The organism is Sulfurifustis variabilis, from assembly GCF_002355415.1.
In the GTDB taxonomy this organism is placed as follows: domain Bacteria; phylum Pseudomonadota; class Gammaproteobacteria; order Acidiferrobacterales; family Sulfurifustaceae; genus Sulfurifustis; species Sulfurifustis variabilis.
In genome coordinates this window covers 2,664,409-2,679,472 of sequence record NZ_AP014936.1, presented here as the reverse complement: position 1 = coordinate 2,679,472, position 15,064 = coordinate 2,664,409, and the positions used below count along the sequence as shown (strand labels likewise).

At 58.4% G+C, this 15,064-nt stretch carries 18 protein-coding genes and 1 pseudogene; 15 read left to right on the top strand and 4 right to left on the bottom strand.

The window, feature by feature from the left end; translation table 11 throughout:
- Nucleotides 1–114 precede the first annotated feature (114 nt).
- Nucleotides 115–900: a hypothetical protein gene (locus SVA_RS12935; protein WP_096461618.1), complete on the top strand. Its 786-nt coding sequence runs from the start codon at nt 115–117 to the stop codon at nt 898–900.
- Nucleotides 901–904: 4 nt separating this feature from the next.
- The gene (locus SVA_RS12930; protein WP_096461617.1) at nt 905–1,441 is read left to right on the top strand and encodes a hypothetical protein; all 537 of its coding nucleotides are present in this window, start codon (nt 905–907) and stop codon (nt 1,439–1,441) included.
- A 94-nt stretch (nt 1,442–1,535) separates the two neighbouring features.
- On the opposite strand, the gene SVA_RS19495 is transcribed toward SVA_RS12930, so the two are convergent.
- Nucleotides 1,536–1,763: a hypothetical protein gene (locus SVA_RS19495; RefSeq protein WP_148665472.1), complete on the bottom strand. Its 228-nt coding sequence runs from the start codon at nt 1,761–1,763 to the stop codon at nt 1,536–1,538.
- Nucleotides 1,764–1,773: 10 nt separating this feature from the next.
- On the opposite strand from SVA_RS19495, the gene SVA_RS12925 reads away from it, so the two are divergent.
- From SVA_RS12925 to SVA_RS12905, 6 genes are all read left to right on the top strand, one after another.
- A complete protein-coding gene (locus tag SVA_RS12925; RefSeq protein ID WP_169924089.1) occupies nt 1,774–2,679 on the top strand; it encodes an arginase family protein in 906 nt (301 codons plus the stop codon).
- Between the two features lie 169 nt (nt 2,680–2,848).
- Complete coding sequence (locus tag SVA_RS19490; protein ID WP_148665471.1) at nt 2,849–3,445, top strand: DUF6151 family protein; 597 nt, start codon at nt 2,849–2,851, stop codon at nt 3,443–3,445.
- 127 nt (nt 3,446–3,572) lie between these two features.
- A complete protein-coding gene (locus tag SVA_RS12920) occupies nt 3,573–4,514 on the top strand; it encodes an alpha/beta fold hydrolase (protein WP_169924088.1) in 942 nt (313 codons plus the stop codon).
- Between the two features lie 100 nt (nt 4,515–4,614).
- Nucleotides 4,615–4,950 carry a type II toxin-antitoxin system RelE/ParE family toxin gene (locus SVA_RS20460; RefSeq protein WP_096461614.1) on the top strand — a complete coding sequence of 112 codons (336 nt, stop codon included), beginning with the start codon at nt 4,615–4,617 and terminating at the stop codon, nt 4,948–4,950.
- Nucleotides 4,951–4,966: 16 nt separating this feature from the next.
- On the top strand, nt 4,967–5,278 hold the full coding sequence (locus SVA_RS12910) for a helix-turn-helix domain-containing protein (protein ID WP_197703191.1): 312 nt from the start codon (nt 4,967–4,969) through the stop codon (nt 5,276–5,278).
- A 290-nt stretch (nt 5,279–5,568) separates the two neighbouring features.
- Nucleotides 5,569–6,114, top strand: coding sequence for a DUF4256 domain-containing protein (locus SVA_RS12905; RefSeq protein ID WP_096461612.1), 546 nt, complete (start codon nt 5,569–5,571; stop codon nt 6,112–6,114).
- 215 nt (nt 6,115–6,329) lie between these two features.
- On the opposite strand, the gene SVA_RS12900 is transcribed toward SVA_RS12905, so the two are convergent.
- Together SVA_RS12900 and SVA_RS20455 are read right to left on the bottom strand one after the other, a co-directional pair.
- A complete protein-coding gene (locus SVA_RS12900) occupies nt 6,330–6,542 on the bottom strand; it encodes a carbon storage regulator (protein ID WP_096461611.1) in 213 nt (70 codons plus the stop codon).
- A gap of 122 nt (nt 6,543–6,664) precedes the next feature.
- Nucleotides 6,665–6,859, bottom strand: coding sequence for a helix-turn-helix domain-containing protein (locus SVA_RS20455; protein ID WP_420823886.1), 195 nt, complete (start codon nt 6,857–6,859; stop codon nt 6,665–6,667).
- Between the two features lie 209 nt (nt 6,860–7,068).
- Between SVA_RS20455 and SVA_RS20450 the strand changes: the two are divergent.
- From SVA_RS20450 to SVA_RS12870, 7 genes and pseudogenes are all read left to right on the top strand, one after another.
- Nucleotides 7,069–7,175: pseudogene (locus SVA_RS20450) on the top strand (SAM-dependent methyltransferase); the annotation flags it as partial.
- A gap of 216 nt (nt 7,176–7,391) precedes the next feature.
- A complete protein-coding gene (dndC, locus tag SVA_RS12890; protein ID WP_096461609.1) occupies nt 7,392–8,516 on the top strand; it encodes a DNA phosphorothioation system sulfurtransferase DndC in 1,125 nt (374 codons plus the stop codon).
- Nucleotides 8,513–8,737, top strand: a complete 225-nt coding sequence (locus SVA_RS20445; RefSeq protein ID WP_420823868.1) for a DNA modification system-associated small protein — start codon at nt 8,513–8,515, stop codon at nt 8,735–8,737. Before dndC ends, SVA_RS20445 begins: the two co-directional genes overlap by 4 nt.
- Nucleotides 8,727–10,802 carry an AAA family ATPase gene (locus SVA_RS12885; protein WP_096461608.1) on the top strand — a complete coding sequence of 692 codons (2,076 nt, stop codon included), beginning with the start codon at nt 8,727–8,729 and terminating at the stop codon, nt 10,800–10,802. The genes SVA_RS20445 and SVA_RS12885 overlap by 11 nt, the downstream gene beginning before the upstream one ends.
- Nucleotides 10,803–10,804: 2 nt before the next feature.
- Nucleotides 10,805–12,391 (top strand): helicase HerA domain-containing protein, encoded by a 1,587-nt coding sequence (locus SVA_RS19485; protein ID WP_148665470.1) that lies wholly within the window; start codon nt 10,805–10,807, stop codon nt 12,389–12,391.
- 156 nt (nt 12,392–12,547) lie between these two features.
- Nucleotides 12,548–13,174 carry a hypothetical protein gene (locus SVA_RS12875; RefSeq protein ID WP_148665469.1) on the top strand — a complete coding sequence of 209 codons (627 nt, stop codon included), beginning with the start codon at nt 12,548–12,550 and terminating at the stop codon, nt 13,172–13,174.
- Between the two features lie 435 nt (nt 13,175–13,609).
- Nucleotides 13,610–14,733 (top strand): IS3 family transposase gene (locus SVA_RS12870; RefSeq protein WP_096461605.1). Its coding sequence is split into 2 segments (ribosomal slippage): nt 13,610–13,862 and nt 13,862–14,733, totalling 1,125 coding nucleotides; the frame shifts between segments, so codons are not numbered across the junction.
- 9 nt (nt 14,734–14,742) lie between these two features.
- On the opposite strand, the gene SVA_RS12865 is transcribed toward SVA_RS12870, so the two are convergent.
- On the bottom strand, nt 14,743–15,060 hold the full coding sequence (locus SVA_RS12865) for a DUF480 domain-containing protein (protein ID WP_096461604.1): 318 nt from the start codon (nt 15,058–15,060) through the stop codon (nt 14,743–14,745).
- Between the last annotated feature and the right edge of the window lie 4 nt (nt 15,061–15,064).

Below are 15,064 nucleotides of genomic sequence, written 5' to 3'. Positions count from 1 at the left end.
TTTTTCTCCGCCACGGCGCAGCGGGCGCGGGAAAGGGACGGCGCGATACAAGATCTTGCTATACACGGTGCTTGTGCTAATCGTTTTTAACACTTGCCCCGAAGGAGAATAGGGATGTCGCGCGTTGCTACCCTCGCTGCAGTCAGTCTGTTGCTCGCCGGCTGCGCCGGCGGCCCGAGCATATCCGAACTGCGGACCGGCACCCGCACCGCGACGTTCGTCCAATACGGCAAGGAGCCGCAGCGCTACTCCTTCGGGGTCGTCGACACCAGCAGTTTCTGGGCCGCGTATGGCGGCGGCGTGTCCGCGCAGCTCGGCGGCGGCGCGCTATGGACCGGTCTGGAAGCAAGTGGCAGGGCCGAAAGTGAGAAGCGCGCACCGACCGTCACCGAAGTGATGCGCTGGCTGTACAACAAGAATCCGATGGCGGATCGGGTGAGCGCCGGGGTCATGCCGAAGCTCGCCGCGGCGTGGGGGGTGGACTACGAGCCCTCGCGTTTGCGAGTCCTGGAGCACGGCACGCCGCTCGAGACCGAGGACGGCACCTTCAAGGCGTTCAATCCGATGTCCGACGTCGTCCTGGTCGTCGCGCCTTACCACGTCATGCTCACCGAACGGCAGACGATCGGCCGTGCCTTCGCCGCCGGCTTCACCATGGGCACCAACACCAAGAACGTGACCGTGGAGGGCTACGTGCAGCTGAGCGCTTACAAGCGCGACGCGAGCGGGGTGTATAAGCGCGTGTGGCAGAACGCGTGTGGCGTGAACAACGTGCAGATGGACATCGACTTCCCGTTCCCGGAGGTCATCAAGTCGCAGGAAAAGGCCAAGCAGCTTTTCGACGCGGCCACACCGAAGATGATCGAAAACTGCGGGCAATTTCTTGCGAAGGTGAAGTAACGTCGTGACCCGACGTGGTCCGCGCGGGCTGGCCGCCGCCTCGGCGGCCGCCGCGCTCTGCATCGGAGGCTGCGCGCAAACTCCGGTGCGATCCCCGGAGTTCGACACCGACTACCCAGCCGACCTCGTCGCCTACATGACGGAACACGGCTGCCGGCCGGATCCCGCCGCGATGAAGAGTCGGCGCCCCGGCTCCAAGCCGCCCTATGCCTACGGATTCGTGCAACGCGATGGCGTCGCGACGTGGTGTTACCGCACATACGGCGGCCAGCGCCGTAACGTGCTCTTGATTCGCGCTCCCGAAAGCAGCTTTTCTTGCCGCAAGGAGCTGGAAACTGCGCTCCCCATCGGCGGCCTCTCGATCGGCAGTGCGAGCTTCATCGACAGCCTCAACGGCTTCACGCGCGCCGACGGACAGAATGCGCCGCCGCTCGCCGGTGGCATCGATCTGCCGAACGAGCACATCGTCAGCTCCCGTCCGGGTGATATCGTCGTTTTCACCTGTCACCAAGGGGAGTGGTGGAGCTACCGCTTCGAGTGAATCGGCGGCGCAGGAACAGCACCTCGAGGCGGGGCACCGACGGGGGATGACCGCACGAGCTCTTGATCGGCGGCGGCCACTGCCGGGCCCTTTGTCATTCGGAAACCGAATCGGTCAATTTCAACCTGCGGGACAAAAGGCACTGGTCGCGCACGGGCTTGTTCGCACCGGTTTTCGTTCCTTCCTGCTTTTTTGGGAAGAAAGGGATTCCACCGGTGGAGCCGTTCGGGATTGGTTCGGTCCAAACTCGACAAGGAAGTGCGTGATGCGGGACTCCCCAATCGGCGAGATACTCGGACAGATCAAAGATCGCTTCAGCCATGCCCCGTCACTTGGCGATCATCGGTGCGCCGAGCAGCGCGGGAGCGTATGCGCCGGGTCAGGAAAAGGCCCCGGCCGCGCTCCGCGCCGCCGGGCTGCCGGACCTTCTGGCCGTGCGCGGCATATCGGTCGACGATCGTGGAGATGTTTCCGGGTTTCGCTGGCGTGTCGACAAGGCGAACCCGCGCGCGATGAATGCGGGCGTGGTCGCCAGAGTCGCGAAAGCGGGCGCCGAGCAGGTCGCCTCGGCACTCGCGATCGATGCGGGGGCGCTCGTGTTGGGCGGCGATTGCACGGTCGAGCTCGGTACCGTCGCCGGCGCGCTTCGCGGGACGCAAAGCGTCGGTGTCGTGTATATCGACCTCGATACCGACCTCAACACCCCCGAGAGCACCCGGGACGGCGCGCTGGACTGGATGGGCGTTGCCCATATGCTGGGTGTCGAGGGTACGGTGCCGGAGCTCGCCGCGCTGGGTCCGCGCGTGCCGCTACTGCGCCCGGAGCAGGTGCTCTTCTTCGCGAACGACAACGTGGAGCCGTTCGAGCGACGGATCATCGAAGATCTCGGCATTGCCGAGGTTCGGCTGGCGGAAGTTGTCGCCGATCCCTCGGGTGCCGCAGAGGCGGTGGTGAGGGGCTGGGCGCGGCAGTTCGAGCGATTGCTCGTCCATCTGGATGTCGACGTGCTCGACTACCTGGATATGCCGCTCGCGGAGAACAACCGCCGCAACGTGGGCCTGCGGTTCGATCAGCTCATGGCGTCGCTCCGGCCGCTGCTGCGCGCGCCGAACTGGACGGCGCTCACGGTCTGCGAGCTCAACCCCGACCACGGCGAAAGCGACGGCTCGACGCTGCGGACCTTCGCCGAGGCCTTGGCGGATGCGCTTGCCTCGTCACCCCGCTGGCGTAGCCATTGACGCATCCTGTGCGGACCAAACAACGGCCGTGCAGGGGATGCCGCACGGTGTCGCTCTTCTTCGCTGGCTCGTGCAGGCGCCCCTGACGCGGGGGTCGTGACCGTGGACGGCAGGCGGCCATCTCTCGAGCAATCACGGACGGAGCAGGCCGCGGTACGATAGGACCCCGATGAACTTCCCCTTGCGCTGCAACTGCGGCTCCGTCGAAGGTTACCTGGCATCCCCTCACCGCGCCGCTCGTGCCATCTGCTACTGCCGCGACTGTCAGGCGTTCGCCCGATACCTGGGGAAGCCCGCGCAGACGTTAAACGCGCTTGGCGGCACCGACGTCGTCGCCACCAGCCCAAGGCACGTCCACATCACGCGCGGTCTCGAGCACCTGCGGTGCATGTCGCTGAGCGAGAAGGGGATCCTTCGCTGGTATGCGGGCTGCTGTCGTACTCCGATCGGCAACACACCGCGCGATCCGAAGGTGCCCTACATCAGTTTGGTCCACAACTGCCTCGCCGGTTCATACGCTGAAATTAATGCGGCATTCGGGCCGGCAAGGGTGGCGGTGAATACCGGCTCGGCAAGGGGAAAGGTCAGTCCGACGCCCTGGGCGACATTCCGGGCCGTTCTCAAGATCGTCCGGAACGTGTCCGGCTCTCGCCTGAGTGGAAAATACAAGGAGAACCCGTTTTTCCGACAGGACGTCGCTGAACCCATCGTGGCGCCGCACGTGCTTTCATCCCCTGAGCGTCGAGCACTGCGAGGCGATGCCTAGAACGCGCCAGGTAACGTCACCTTAGTTTCTTGATAAGCAGAGGGTCCGAAACCAGGCTGATCAGCAAGGACGCACCTTGGCGCGTCAAACGAAACCCATCCGCTCTCGCTCCTTACGCCTTACCCGCGTGGCGCTGGCCGTATTCGTCGCCTTGCTGGCGCTGGTTTACTTCGCGTATCGGAAGGACGTAGATCAGGCACACGGGCGGGTGAGTGCAGGCAGCCAGATCGCGCAAACCCACTGCGGCCCAGTCGAATACGCAACCGCGGGCAACGGCCCGCCGGTGCTGGTCGTGCACGGGGCAGGGGGCGGTTTCGACCAGGGGCTGAAGGTCGCGCGGCTCCTCGTCGAAGGCGGCTTTCAGGTGATCGCGCCGTCGCGCTTCGGGTATCTGCGCACGCCGATGCCCGAGAAGCGCGGTCGTCTGGCCGAGACGCAGGCCGGTGCGCACGCCTGTCTGCTCGACACGCTCGAGCTCTCCAGGGTGGCCGTGCTCGGTGTCTCGGCGGGTGCGCCGTCGTCGATGCGGTTTTGCCTCGAGCGGCCGGAGCGCTGTTCGACGCTGGTGCTGATGGTGCCCGCGTATCCGGCGACGCCGACGGGCGAGCAGCGGGAGCTAACGGCGTTCGAGCGGTTCTTCCTCGAGACCACGCTGCGCTCGGATTTCATCTTCTGGACCTTGATCTCCATCGCGCCGGACACGATGACCCGCATGATCCTGGCCACGCCGCCGGAGGACGTGAAGCGCGCAAGCCCCGACGAGCAGGCGCGCGTGCGCGAGATGCTGTGGCACATCCTGCCCGTGAGGCGCCGCGCCGACGGGCTGCGGCACGAAGCGGCCTCGATCGCCAATGCCCCGGGACCCGAGGAGCTCAAAGCGATCGAAACGCCGACGCTATTAATAAGTGCCGAGAACGATCTTTTCCGCACCTACGCCCCCGCGCAATCGATCTCGAAACAAATCCCCAACGCCCGCTTCATCGGCTACCCGACCGGAGGCCATCTATTGGCAGGGCACGAGGCGGAGGCTTGGCGGGAGATAAGCAATTTCATTCGGCGGCAGCATTGAGAAGAAATCGATTTCAAATATCGCCCTCTGGCACGGATTTGTTGTAGCTCTTCTGTTCGCTTGAGTATATGTCAGATCAGACATATACTCTCCTTCGCGTATGGGAGAGAAGAATAAGGACAAGCCTCTAGTCTGGCTCAAGGGAGAGGTGAAAACGCCGCCCTTCTCGCCGGCTGCCCGATTGGAAGCGGGATTTCTCCTCCGCCGTTTGCAGAGAGGAGACAGGATCGGAATGCCGCACTCGCGGCCGATGCCGTCGATCGGACCCCGATGCCACGAGTTGCGGGCCAATGATGAGCGTATGAGCTGGCGTATTGTGTATCGAATCGATCCGGACGCCATCGTGATACTGGAAGTCTTCAAGAACAGCACGCGCCAGACGCCAGCCGAGGTCATTGAGGTGTATAAGCGCAGATTGGGGTTGTATGAGGAATAGAGCCAAGAGAAAGCGGTTGGAGCGCAAAGGATGGAAAGTCGGTAACGCGAACGATTTTCTCGGCCTCTCCCCCGAGGAGTCGCGCTACATCGAGCTCAAACAACAGCTCGGACGCAAGCTGCGCGAGCGCCGAGAGGCGCGCAACATGACGCAGGTGGAGCTGGCACGGCACCTGAAGTCCAGCCAGTCGCGCGTCGCCAAGATCGAGGCCGGAGATCCCTCCGTATCGCTTGATCTCATCGTGCGCTCGTTCTTTTCGCTTGGCGCGAACAAACGTGATCTTGCGCGGGTAATTGCCGCCTCCGGACGCTCCCGTGCCGCTGGCTAACCGCATGCAGGAAGTGATTCCCGACTACCGTCGCTTGTGCATATCGTGAGGCGGCAGAGCGGACCCGGCGAATGCCGGACCCGCTTGGTATCCGCAAGATAAAATCTGGTCACCTTTTTCCTTAGGAAACCTCTGAACAAGTTGCCATTGCGAGGAGCGAAGCGACGAAGCAATCTGACTGCGCAGCAGTCATCCCGAGCAGCGCGAGGGACGACACTTCGCATCGGATTGCTTCGCTACGCTCGCAATGACAGAACAGTCGTAAATCGGACCGTCCTCAGGACACGACCATGAAGGCGCAAGAACGAGAGGAGTTGCTACAGGCACTGAAGGCTCGCTTCGAGAAGAACATGCATCGACACAAAGGGATCGCCTGGGCCGACGTGCAGGCCAGGCTCGAAGGCAATCCCGATGCTTTGAGGTCGCTTCGTGAGATGGAGGTGACCGGCGGCGAGCCGGACGTGATTGGCCAGGACCCGGAACCGGGCCATTTCACGTTCTGCGATTGCTCCCCGGAGAGCCCGACAGGTCGCAGGAGTGTCTGCTACGACCGCGAAGCGCTGGACTCGCGGAAGGAGCACAAGCCGAAGGGCAGCGCCGTCGAGATGGCTGCCGCAATGGGAATCGAGCTGCTGACGGAGGAACAATACCGAGAGTTGCAGAGACTCGGTGAGTTCGATACGAAGACCTCCAGCTGGGTCAAGACACCGCCCGACATTCGCTCGCTCGGCGGCGCTCTCTTCTGCGACCGACGCTACGGCAAGGTGTTCGTGTATCACAACGGCGCGCAGTCGTACTACGCGGCGAGAGGCTTCCGCGCCTCGCTTCGAGTGTGAGCACCGCGTCGGTGGCAATGCGGCCAGAGCAGGTCGGCGCCGGAGCTGAAGACATCCCTCTCCCCTCTGGGGAGAGCTGAATCCACCCCTCTCCCCTTTGGGGAGAGGGTAGGGTGAGGGGGAAAACGCCATGCTTTCACCCTTCACCCCGGCGCCGCCCGCCACATCCGCAGCGCGCTCAAACGCGACGGCACCTGGATGGCCGCTGGGAACGGTTACGAGACCAACTGTTCGGAAAGCTCATTCCGAAGGATGCGAAAGCCCGGGCCCGCCTGAATGCCAAGCTTCACCTGCCTCCCTCTTACACTCAGCACCAGAATCTGAATCGGTCCTCGCCCAAATATCTCGCCGACAGGTGTCAGCGGGTTCGTGTCCTCCATCAGATCGATTCTGATGGTCTCGCCGCGTTTCCTGCCCAGTATCAGCATCCGCGCCCTCCCGTGTCACGTTAATTGACCTGCTCGTCGCCGTGACTATAGTCCGGGGACTATAGTCACGCAAGCGAGATCGTTAACCTCGTGAGGGCCACAGAAACGAAAGGGACGTGCCTTCAGGACCGCGCGTGGACCTTCGTCTCGACGGTCGAAATCAACTCGGTAGCCGACGTATCGAGTGCGCGGGACAGTTGGAAGATGGTGGTAAGGGAGGGCTGCCGCAGTCCGCGTTCCAGAAGCGAAATAAACGTTCGGTCGAGATTACTGTTAAGAGCCAATTGCTCCTGAGACAGGTTCTTCTTCTTTCTCATATCCCGAAGAACAAGAGCGAACGCTTTCTCGACTTTCAACGTTTTGCCCCGGAAGAGGTGGGGTAAGGTAGGGCAGGTCTGTCTCGTCGGTCGACGGACTATAGTCACGCCGTTTTAGAGAGAGGTCAGATACGGTAGGTACGGCGGGCGGGCCAAGTTCGGTTGTTGAAGAAGGCGGCGCAGGGCCAAGAAGCACGGGACAGAAACTAGCTCAGCACTCACCGAGGCGGGACTACGGCCTGGTCACCTCCTTCGACGCCTTGCACGACATGGGCGACCCGCGGGCGCCGCCCGCCACATCTGTCAGGCGCTCAAGCCCGACTTTGGTTTTGCGCAGTAAAAGCACGTCGAATTAATCCCTTAGGCGCACCGTCCGAGTGGCCGGGATTTGCGAGCCAGCAGATAAAGGCGGCGCTCAGTCCGCGTCCTTTGTGTTACAGTTTCCCGCCACCTGGCGGGGAAATAGGCCGGCTGGATGCTCAGTTCTCGGGGGCCAGCCTTCCCAGCAACGATCCAAAAAGAGCGGAGCAAGATGAAGGGCGGACCAGAGATAGATGAACTATCCGCGAAGATCCTAGCCATCAAGACAGACATTAAGGAGGAGTATCGCGCTGCACACAACAAGCCGTGGATAATCGGATTCTCGGGGGGAAAGGATTCCACGCTTGTCCTGCAGCTAGTTGTTGAAACGCTTCTCGAACTTCCATGGTCGGAACGTTCCCGCCGAGTTCATGTAATTGCAAACGATACGCTTGTTGAATCGCCAATCGTTCAAACATATGTGGAATCCCTTCTTTCTGCGCTCTCCACGTCTCTTCCGGACCTCAGTCTGCCGATCGAAATCCATAAAACGACACCACTAGTAGACCAGACCTTTTGGGTGAACCTTATTGGCCGCGGTTATCCGCCGCCCACTCGGTTTTTCCGTTGGTGTACCGATCGAATGAAGATTCGGCCAACGACTGACTATATCCGGGAGCGTATTACAGAGAGCGGAGAAGTAATCCTCCTTCTTGGGGTCAGACGGTCCGAGTCGACCGCCCGCGCAAAATCGGCAAAGCGGTACGATGGGACCGGCCGGTTAAACCCGCATAACGACCTGCCCGGCTGTTTTGTCTTCCGCCCGATTCTCGAGCTGACGACAGATGAAGTTTGGGAATACTTATTTGCTTGCGCGCCACCCTGGGCAGGGTCCCACCAAGCGCTAATGAAATTGTATCGAGACGCCACGGGCGGGGAATGTCCGGTTGTTATAGATACCGATACTCAACCGTCCTGCGGCAGCAATTCGATCCGTTTTGGTTGTTGGACCTGCACGGTTGTCGACAAAGATAAGTCGTTCAGGAATGCCATGGAGAAGGGGTTTGAGCGCCTAGAGCCGATGGCCAATTTCAGGGATTGGCTCAAAGATTTCTGTTACACCGAAGAAAACCGGATGACGGAACGTCGAAACGGGCAAGCTGGACTGGGCCCGCTTAAGTTCGACGCAAGGAAGACCGTGCTGGACAGATTGCTCGCTCTGCAAGACGAGGTGAAGGTACAACTTATTTCATCAGCTGAAATACGCCGCATCGAAGAAATTTGGCGAGACGATGCGTCCCAACACGTTCTGAATAGAGCAAATCGCTTGCTCCAACTTATCGGGGAGGGGAGATGACACGTAGAGCGTTGCCGCTGCTTGCGGACAAAAAGGCAAAAAACGTGCTTCAACGAATTTGTCAGGAACACAACGTCAGTCTCGACCTACTCCGCAGCCTGATTGAAATTCAGCGAGATAATTTGGGCCGAGGACGGCAGGTGGGAATCTCACAAGAGTTCAGTGCCGCAATAAGCGACTTCATCGAAGAACACCAGGCCGGGGTCCGCGATGTTTCTTAAGGAAGTGCATGTACGAAATTGGCGAAGCTATCGGAATGCCATATTTACCCTACCGAGACCTGGCTCTCGCAAAAACATTATTCTCGTCGGTGCACAGAACGGAACGGGAAAGACCTCCCTCTTGATAGCACTCTATCTTGGTCTCTTCGGGCGAGAGGCTATGCATTTGATTGAAGGGGTACGGTTATCCGGAATAGATGAGGATCAGAATCGAAATTACAAGAGTCTGATGGAGCAGATAATCCATCGACCCGCAAGACGCCAGGACGAACCACATTGTTCAGTGTCACTTCGGTTTGAGAACGAAGGCGACACGATTCTTATCCAACGTCGCTGGAACTTCAACAAAGGTGGAAGGATTCGCGATCTGAACAGCAGGGACGGCGAAGAGGTCCTAATTGAAGTCAACTCGCAAAAGAAAATCTATCCCACCTGGCAGGACGCCAATGACAAGATTTCGGATCTTCTTTTTCCCTGGAACGTAATGGCATGCTTCTTTTTTGACGGGGAACAGGCACAAGAGCGGGTTGATGCCGCGGGTCACAGAGCTCTTCTGGATGCGGTTAACACGCTTTATGGAACTGGGATTCTCGACAGGTTAAGCGATAGCCTCCGAACGTTTATACAGAACGAGACGACTAATTTGCGCCGCGAGACAGGGAACGTACGAATTGACGAGCTAGACCAGAAACGTCAGGAGCTCGAAGAAGCCAAGGATCAGTTGAAAGAAATAGAAAACGAACTGACCAAGAAGCGGAAGCAAATGGATGCGACAGATGCGGACCATCAGCGACTGTTGAATGATTTGCGGCAGCTATTAGGTGACTCGACGGCCGATATCGAAGAGTACGCTCGCACACTGGCGGCATTACAGTCCGAGGAAGCAGCCGTTAAGCAGGAGCTGATTACGGGCTTAGCCTCTATTGCGCTGCCTTTAGCTATGAGCCGCAATATCGAGTTACTTCGATCAAACCTGCGTGCTGAGCAAATTCGGGATCGGTGGCTAATTCTCAAGGAAGAAGCGAGTGGCAAGGCCTCAAAAATTATTGAGTCTGTGCTGCCGACCAAGGGGGCAGGTGATGTAGAGCCGCCTCTTAGCGAGCAGCAGATCCATCAGCTGCGAAGCAAACTGGAAAAGGCTCTCGAGGCATTGTGGAGTCCGCCGCCAGACGGATGCGCCGAGGAATATAAACTTCATTTTCTCCGAGAGGCGGATCGCGCAGCGGTATTGAGTAAGCTTGGACGTTGTCAGGCGATCGGCGGAGGCGCGCTAGCCGACGCTGCAATTCGTTGGGATAACACTGTTACGAGACGAAGAGAAACAGAACGAAAGTACGAGCGAATTAAGGACATAGAACCACAGCTCGCGGCGCTCACGAAATCGGTTGACGAAACTCGAGAAACCGCTAAATCGATTGATTCGGAATTGCTTGGCCTAGAAACCAGAGAACGAGGACTTCAAGAAAGAATCCGGGACCTCAAGGGCTCAATAGGGCAGATGGAGAAACGTCGAGCAGTCGAAAGGCCAGTGCTAGAGAAACTCGATGTGGCGCACCGAGTGAGAGCGACGGTGGACGAAGCAAAAGACAATCTTGTCCCGCTTTGCAAGGAATCGCTAGAGGAAAGGTGCACAGAACACTTCAGGCAAATGGTTTCGGACGAGTATCGGAATTTTGTCGTGAGGTTTGATCCCGATACTCCACCAAGACTAGAGGGGCCGTCGGGCGAAATCGTATTGGTTTCCAGTCTGTCGGGAGCGCAGAAACGTGCTTTCGGATTAGCTTTCACTCTTGCTGTCGCTGATGTGTCAGAGCAGGAGGCACCGATTGTGATTGACACGCCTGTTGGCAACATGGACTCCAAGTATCGCGAAAGAGTCTTGCGATACGTAGCCGAAGCCGCTCGGGGGCAAGTGATCTTCCTGTCGCACGACGAGGAGATATCAGACTATTACCGAGAGCGACTCGATCCAAAGATTTTAAAGACATTTCTAGTGACTTTCGAAAGCAAGGAAGAGGGTAGCGGGGAATCAACCGTGATCGAAGATAGCTATTTTGGCGCCTGAATATGACCGAATTTAACTTGACCCGAATTGATCGTCTTCGTTATCGCCCGACCAAGGAAGCGGAGGAATTTCTCGGTGATCTTCGGTCCACGCTCATCCCCGGGGATAAGGCCACGGTGGCGAAGCTCGCAATAGGGAGAAGCCTGTCCGAGCAATTAAACACTGGCGATATCCGCCTTCCTCAAGATGCCGAGATGGGGAACGCGATCGAGGGCACCCACCTGTTTGGTGACGATGCTGATATCTGGTCTTGCTTAATCGCCATTGCTTCGGAAGCGCCACCTGCTGACGCAGCGAGTTTTCGCTCTTTAGTCGAGGGACATTGGCATCGTGGTGCAATGCTCCTCAAGCAAGACTACGAAGACGTGAAGAAAGCTGACGTGGATTTCGTTGTGAGACTCGCAGGCATGGTACCTACGGGCACTCGAACAAGTGGTAGCATCGACACGTTCAAAGAAAAGGAGGGCGCCCTCTCCATTCGCTTCGGATCGGAAAGCATCGATCCTGACTCGGGAGAACAGTTAAGCTACACCGTTAATCGGCCAGGCGTTTCCCCGCACTTAGCGATTCTCGGCAAAACCCGATCAGGTAAGACCCGGACAGGATTAGACATAGCCCGGCAGGTGATAGTAACAGCGGACCTCCCGCTGTTACTTATTGACCCGAAAGGTGAGTTCGTAAAAGACGGGGCACTGGTTCGCAAGTCGGAATGGGGCGATCGAACGCTAGAGGCGTTTTTTCCCGGGATACGCGCGCTGGATGTACCCAAAGTCCCGGTTCCTCTTGACTTTCTTTGGTCTTCGCCGACGGCTGAAGAACAGCAACTCGCGCAGCTTGCAATTGGGTTCCAAGACTCCTTTCAAAAATGCATACGGGCCAAAGGTGACATCAAACTAGATCTACTGCGTCAGGCGGTCTTGGCCCTACTTGAAGGAAGACGAGCGCTAGAAAGCCGCGGGGGACAGCGTCGACCCATTACCCTGGACGATGTTTTGCAGGCGCTTACAGACGTAGCGGAGCAATCACGCCAATCAATCGGCAGTATTGGTGCGAAACTCAACGCCATCACGTCGCTGAATATGATGCGGCCGACGATGTCACCGGCCGAATTTTTCTCAAAGAGGTGGGTTATCAGCTTCGGGAGCGCATCTGACGAGCCGAAGCGGCTCGCTATCTTCTTGATTCTTGACGCACTCAACTCATTCTTTATGTCGCTGCCCGATAGTGGCGTAGACAAAGCCGGCAACCGTTTGTTGAGACATCTCTTAATTGTCGATGAGGCAGTCGAAATCTTGCGCTATCGGCACGGAGCACTTAGCTCGCTTGTAAGAAAGTCAGCGTCTAAAGGCGGGATCGTCATGCTCTTGTCTCAAAGCGCGGATGATTTCGACCAGGAAGAGGATGATTTCTTGGAGCAGATGGGAACGGTTGGGGTCTTTTCGCTAAGCTCATCGAGCGTAAAAACATTGGACGGTGCCTTCGGCCGACGCATGCGCATAGAGGACTTCTCAGATCGCGCTCTTCCCCCAGGGATTGCCCTGGTCAAGTTTCCGGGTCAGAACGCACGCAAAATATTGTCCTGGAAATGAAGGGGCGCCGGATGTTCAGGAGGAATCGTGATACCAACGGCTGATTGCCCGATAGCTTTGCTTGATCTCAGAAGGTCAACGCCAAGCGCATAAAGGCTGACAAATGGCGCTCGCATAGGGGGCGTGCTGCAATGTATCTGCAAATGGGAACGCTATATGGAGATTGATACTTCAAAGGCTTCGGGCATAGAGCCACCCGCAACTACTTCTATCCCTGAGTTCCCGTCCTCTCCGAAGGAACACGTATTTGCTTTGTTGAACTGGTTATACCGGAATGTTTTTTTTGGTCTGATCACTGCCATTATGTCGCTGGTTTCTTACCTGCTAGCGAAATCGCAGCCGATGATTGAGACCAAGCAGCTTGTGATAGGACTGGCTATTTTGTCGATAACCATCTGCATGACAAATACCTCTTTCACAGCGGAGCTTCGTTCCTTTCTTAATAAACAACAAGAAATGGTCTCCAACCTTGCTAGCTTCCTTGCTTTCATCGTATTCATCATAGCCGCATACGTTACCTTTGGAGCGGACTTTAATGAGTTAGCAGCAGGCATGGCGGTCACCGTGTCCTTCATTCTCTCAGTTGTTGTTGGGTACCACAGCCACAACATTGGGCTTCGCTCTCGTGCTCTCTATGTCGAAGCGGTGATTGCGGAGGTGCGCCAAAAAGATCGCGAAGGATATCGAGAAGAACGCATTAGGGACGAAAGAAGTCTTATCGAACAAGAGAAAATCGGTACCAGAGAGGAATTGATTCTAATATCAGCAACAACTGGTCTCTAGCACCGATTGTTCTCGAGCGGCTCATCATGCACGAAGTAGCTAATGAAGACTCCGGCATTATTCATTCCCTACTTTTTCGGTTGCATCGACGTTATTGCTCGGGGCCTGTGAGTCGTGCTTAAAGCGAAGGTGTACTGAATGGTTTGCGAGGGTTCACGACAATGGTGAAGCGAGCTACCCGTAGTAAATAGAGGCCGGATGTGTTGCACTTCGAATCCCCCCGCGCCCCAGCAATTCGGGTCAGATCACAGCTTTCCCTAATATTCCCGCCCGGCGCTTGGGCTTGACCGGTGTTCATGCCGCAACGTCAATTTCACTGATTTTCCGCCTCGTCCATGCGCCCAGCCCGTAACTCCATCCGTAAGCTTCCCCGCCTCGTAGACAAGCGGCAAGTAGAACTTTCTGGCAATCTTAACGTGTCAGGGGGTTCGAACAATGAAGAAATCGCGGTTCACGGAGAGCCAGATCGTGGCGATCCTCAGGGAGGCGGAGTCGGGCGTGCCGGTGAACGAGATCTGGCGAAGACACGGCATCAGCTCGGCGACGTACTACAAGTGGAAGGCCAAGTACGGGGGCCTCGACGTCGCGGAGCTCAAGCGCATGAAGGAGCTCGAGACGGAGAACGCCCGGTTGAAGCGCATGTTCGCCGAGCTCTCGCTCGAGAACCACGCGCTTAAGGATCTCATCCAAAAAAAGCACTGAGCCCCGCCGAGCGCCGCGAATCGGCGGCCTACCTGGTGGGACAACACGGGTTAGCGGTGCGACGGGCCTGTACGGCGGTCGGGCTCTCCCGGGCGGCCTATTACCGGGTGCCCGTGCCCGCCGCCGAGCGCGACCGCGAGGTCATCGCGGCACTGAGCGGTGTGGTCGAACGGCATCACCGCTGGGGGTTCTGGATGTGTTTTGACCATCTGAAGCGGGTGCAGAACCACCCCTGGAACCACAAACGGGTGTGGCGGGTCTACCGCGCGCTCAAGCTCAACCTGCCCCGGCGTACCAAGAAGCGGCTTCCCAAACGCGATTCCTTGCCGCTTCAGGCGCCATCGGCCATCAACACCGTCTGGGCGCTCGACTTCATGAGCGATGCCCTTTACCGCGGGCGGACCTTCCGCCTGCTCAACATCCTGGACGAAGGCGCCCGCGAGGCTCTGGCGATCGAGGTGGACACCAACCTCCCGGCCGAGCGGGTTATCCGCGTGCTCGAGCAGCTCAAGGCCTGGCGCGGCCTGCCCAAGCGCCTGCGGCTCGACAACGGGCCAGAGTTCACCGCGCAGCGCCTCGTTAAGTGGTGCGCCGGCCACGGCATCGAGCTCGCCTACATCGCGCCGGGCAAGCCGAACCAGAACGCCTTCGTCGAACGCTTCAACCGCAGCCTGCGTCACGAGCTGCTCGATGCCTACCTGTTCGAGGATCTCGACCAGGTGCGGGAGATGGTGTGGTGGTGGCTGTGCAGTTACAACGCGGAGCGACCGCACCGGTCGTTGAACCGCATACCGCCGATGATGTACCGGCAACAGGTGTTGGAACGGCGAAGTTCTACTTCTGGAGTGTCTGCTTGACGGGGAAGCTTACGGTCCCAGAGCCGCCCGCTGCGGCTGCGAAAAATCTTCGGCCTCTCGCAGGTGGCCGGTGAGGCGGTGCACGAACTTCGCAACGCGGCTGCCGGCACCGCTACGTTCGCTGACCAGATGCTTCTCGATGAGCGCATTCACTTTGTCGAGCACGGTCGCTTCGTCGAGGTTCATCACCGGCTCGCGGCTCGACCTCTGATTGCAGGCCGCTGTCAACGCCGCCAGCGAGAGCGGATAGCCGTCGGGCGTCGTGAGTTCTTTCTCCACCAGACAGCCGAGGACGCGGACTTCGACGGGATCGAGCGTTAAAGTCACCTGG

Excerpts from the sequence above, each read along its gene's own strand:
- SVA_RS12935 (WP_096461618.1), top strand. The coding sequence starts at position 115 with ATGTCGCGCGTTGCTACCCTCGCTGCAGTCAGTCTGTTGCTCGCCGGC.
- SVA_RS19495 (WP_148665472.1), bottom strand. The coding sequence starts at position 1,763 with ATGGCTGAAGCGATCTTTGATCTGTCCGAGTATCTCGCCGATTGGGGA.
- SVA_RS19490 (WP_148665471.1), top strand. The coding sequence starts at position 2,849 with ATGAACTTCCCCTTGCGCTGCAACTGCGGCTCCGTCGAAGGTTACCTG.
- SVA_RS20460 (WP_096461614.1), top strand. The coding sequence starts at position 4,615 with ATGGGAGAGAAGAATAAGGACAAGCCTCTAGTCTGGCTCAAGGGAGAG.
- SVA_RS12905 (WP_096461612.1), top strand. The coding sequence starts at position 5,569 with ATGAAGGCGCAAGAACGAGAGGAGTTGCTACAGGCACTGAAGGCTCGC.
- SVA_RS12900 (WP_096461611.1), bottom strand. The coding sequence starts at position 6,542 with ATGCTGATACTGGGCAGGAAACGCGGCGAGACCATCAGAATCGATCTG.
- SVA_RS20455 (WP_420823886.1), bottom strand. The coding sequence starts at position 6,859 with ATGAGAAAGAAGAAGAACCTGTCTCAGGAGCAATTGGCTCTTAACAGT.
- dndC (WP_096461609.1), top strand. The coding sequence starts at position 7,392 with ATGAAGGGCGGACCAGAGATAGATGAACTATCCGCGAAGATCCTAGCC.
- SVA_RS20445 (WP_420823868.1), top strand. The coding sequence starts at position 8,513 with ATGACACGTAGAGCGTTGCCGCTGCTTGCGGACAAAAAGGCAAAAAAC.
- SVA_RS12885 (WP_096461608.1), top strand. The coding sequence starts at position 8,727 with ATGTTTCTTAAGGAAGTGCATGTACGAAATTGGCGAAGCTATCGGAAT.
- SVA_RS19485 (WP_148665470.1), top strand. The coding sequence starts at position 10,805 with ATGACCGAATTTAACTTGACCCGAATTGATCGTCTTCGTTATCGCCCG.
- SVA_RS12875 (WP_148665469.1), top strand. The coding sequence starts at position 12,548 with ATGGAGATTGATACTTCAAAGGCTTCGGGCATAGAGCCACCCGCAACT.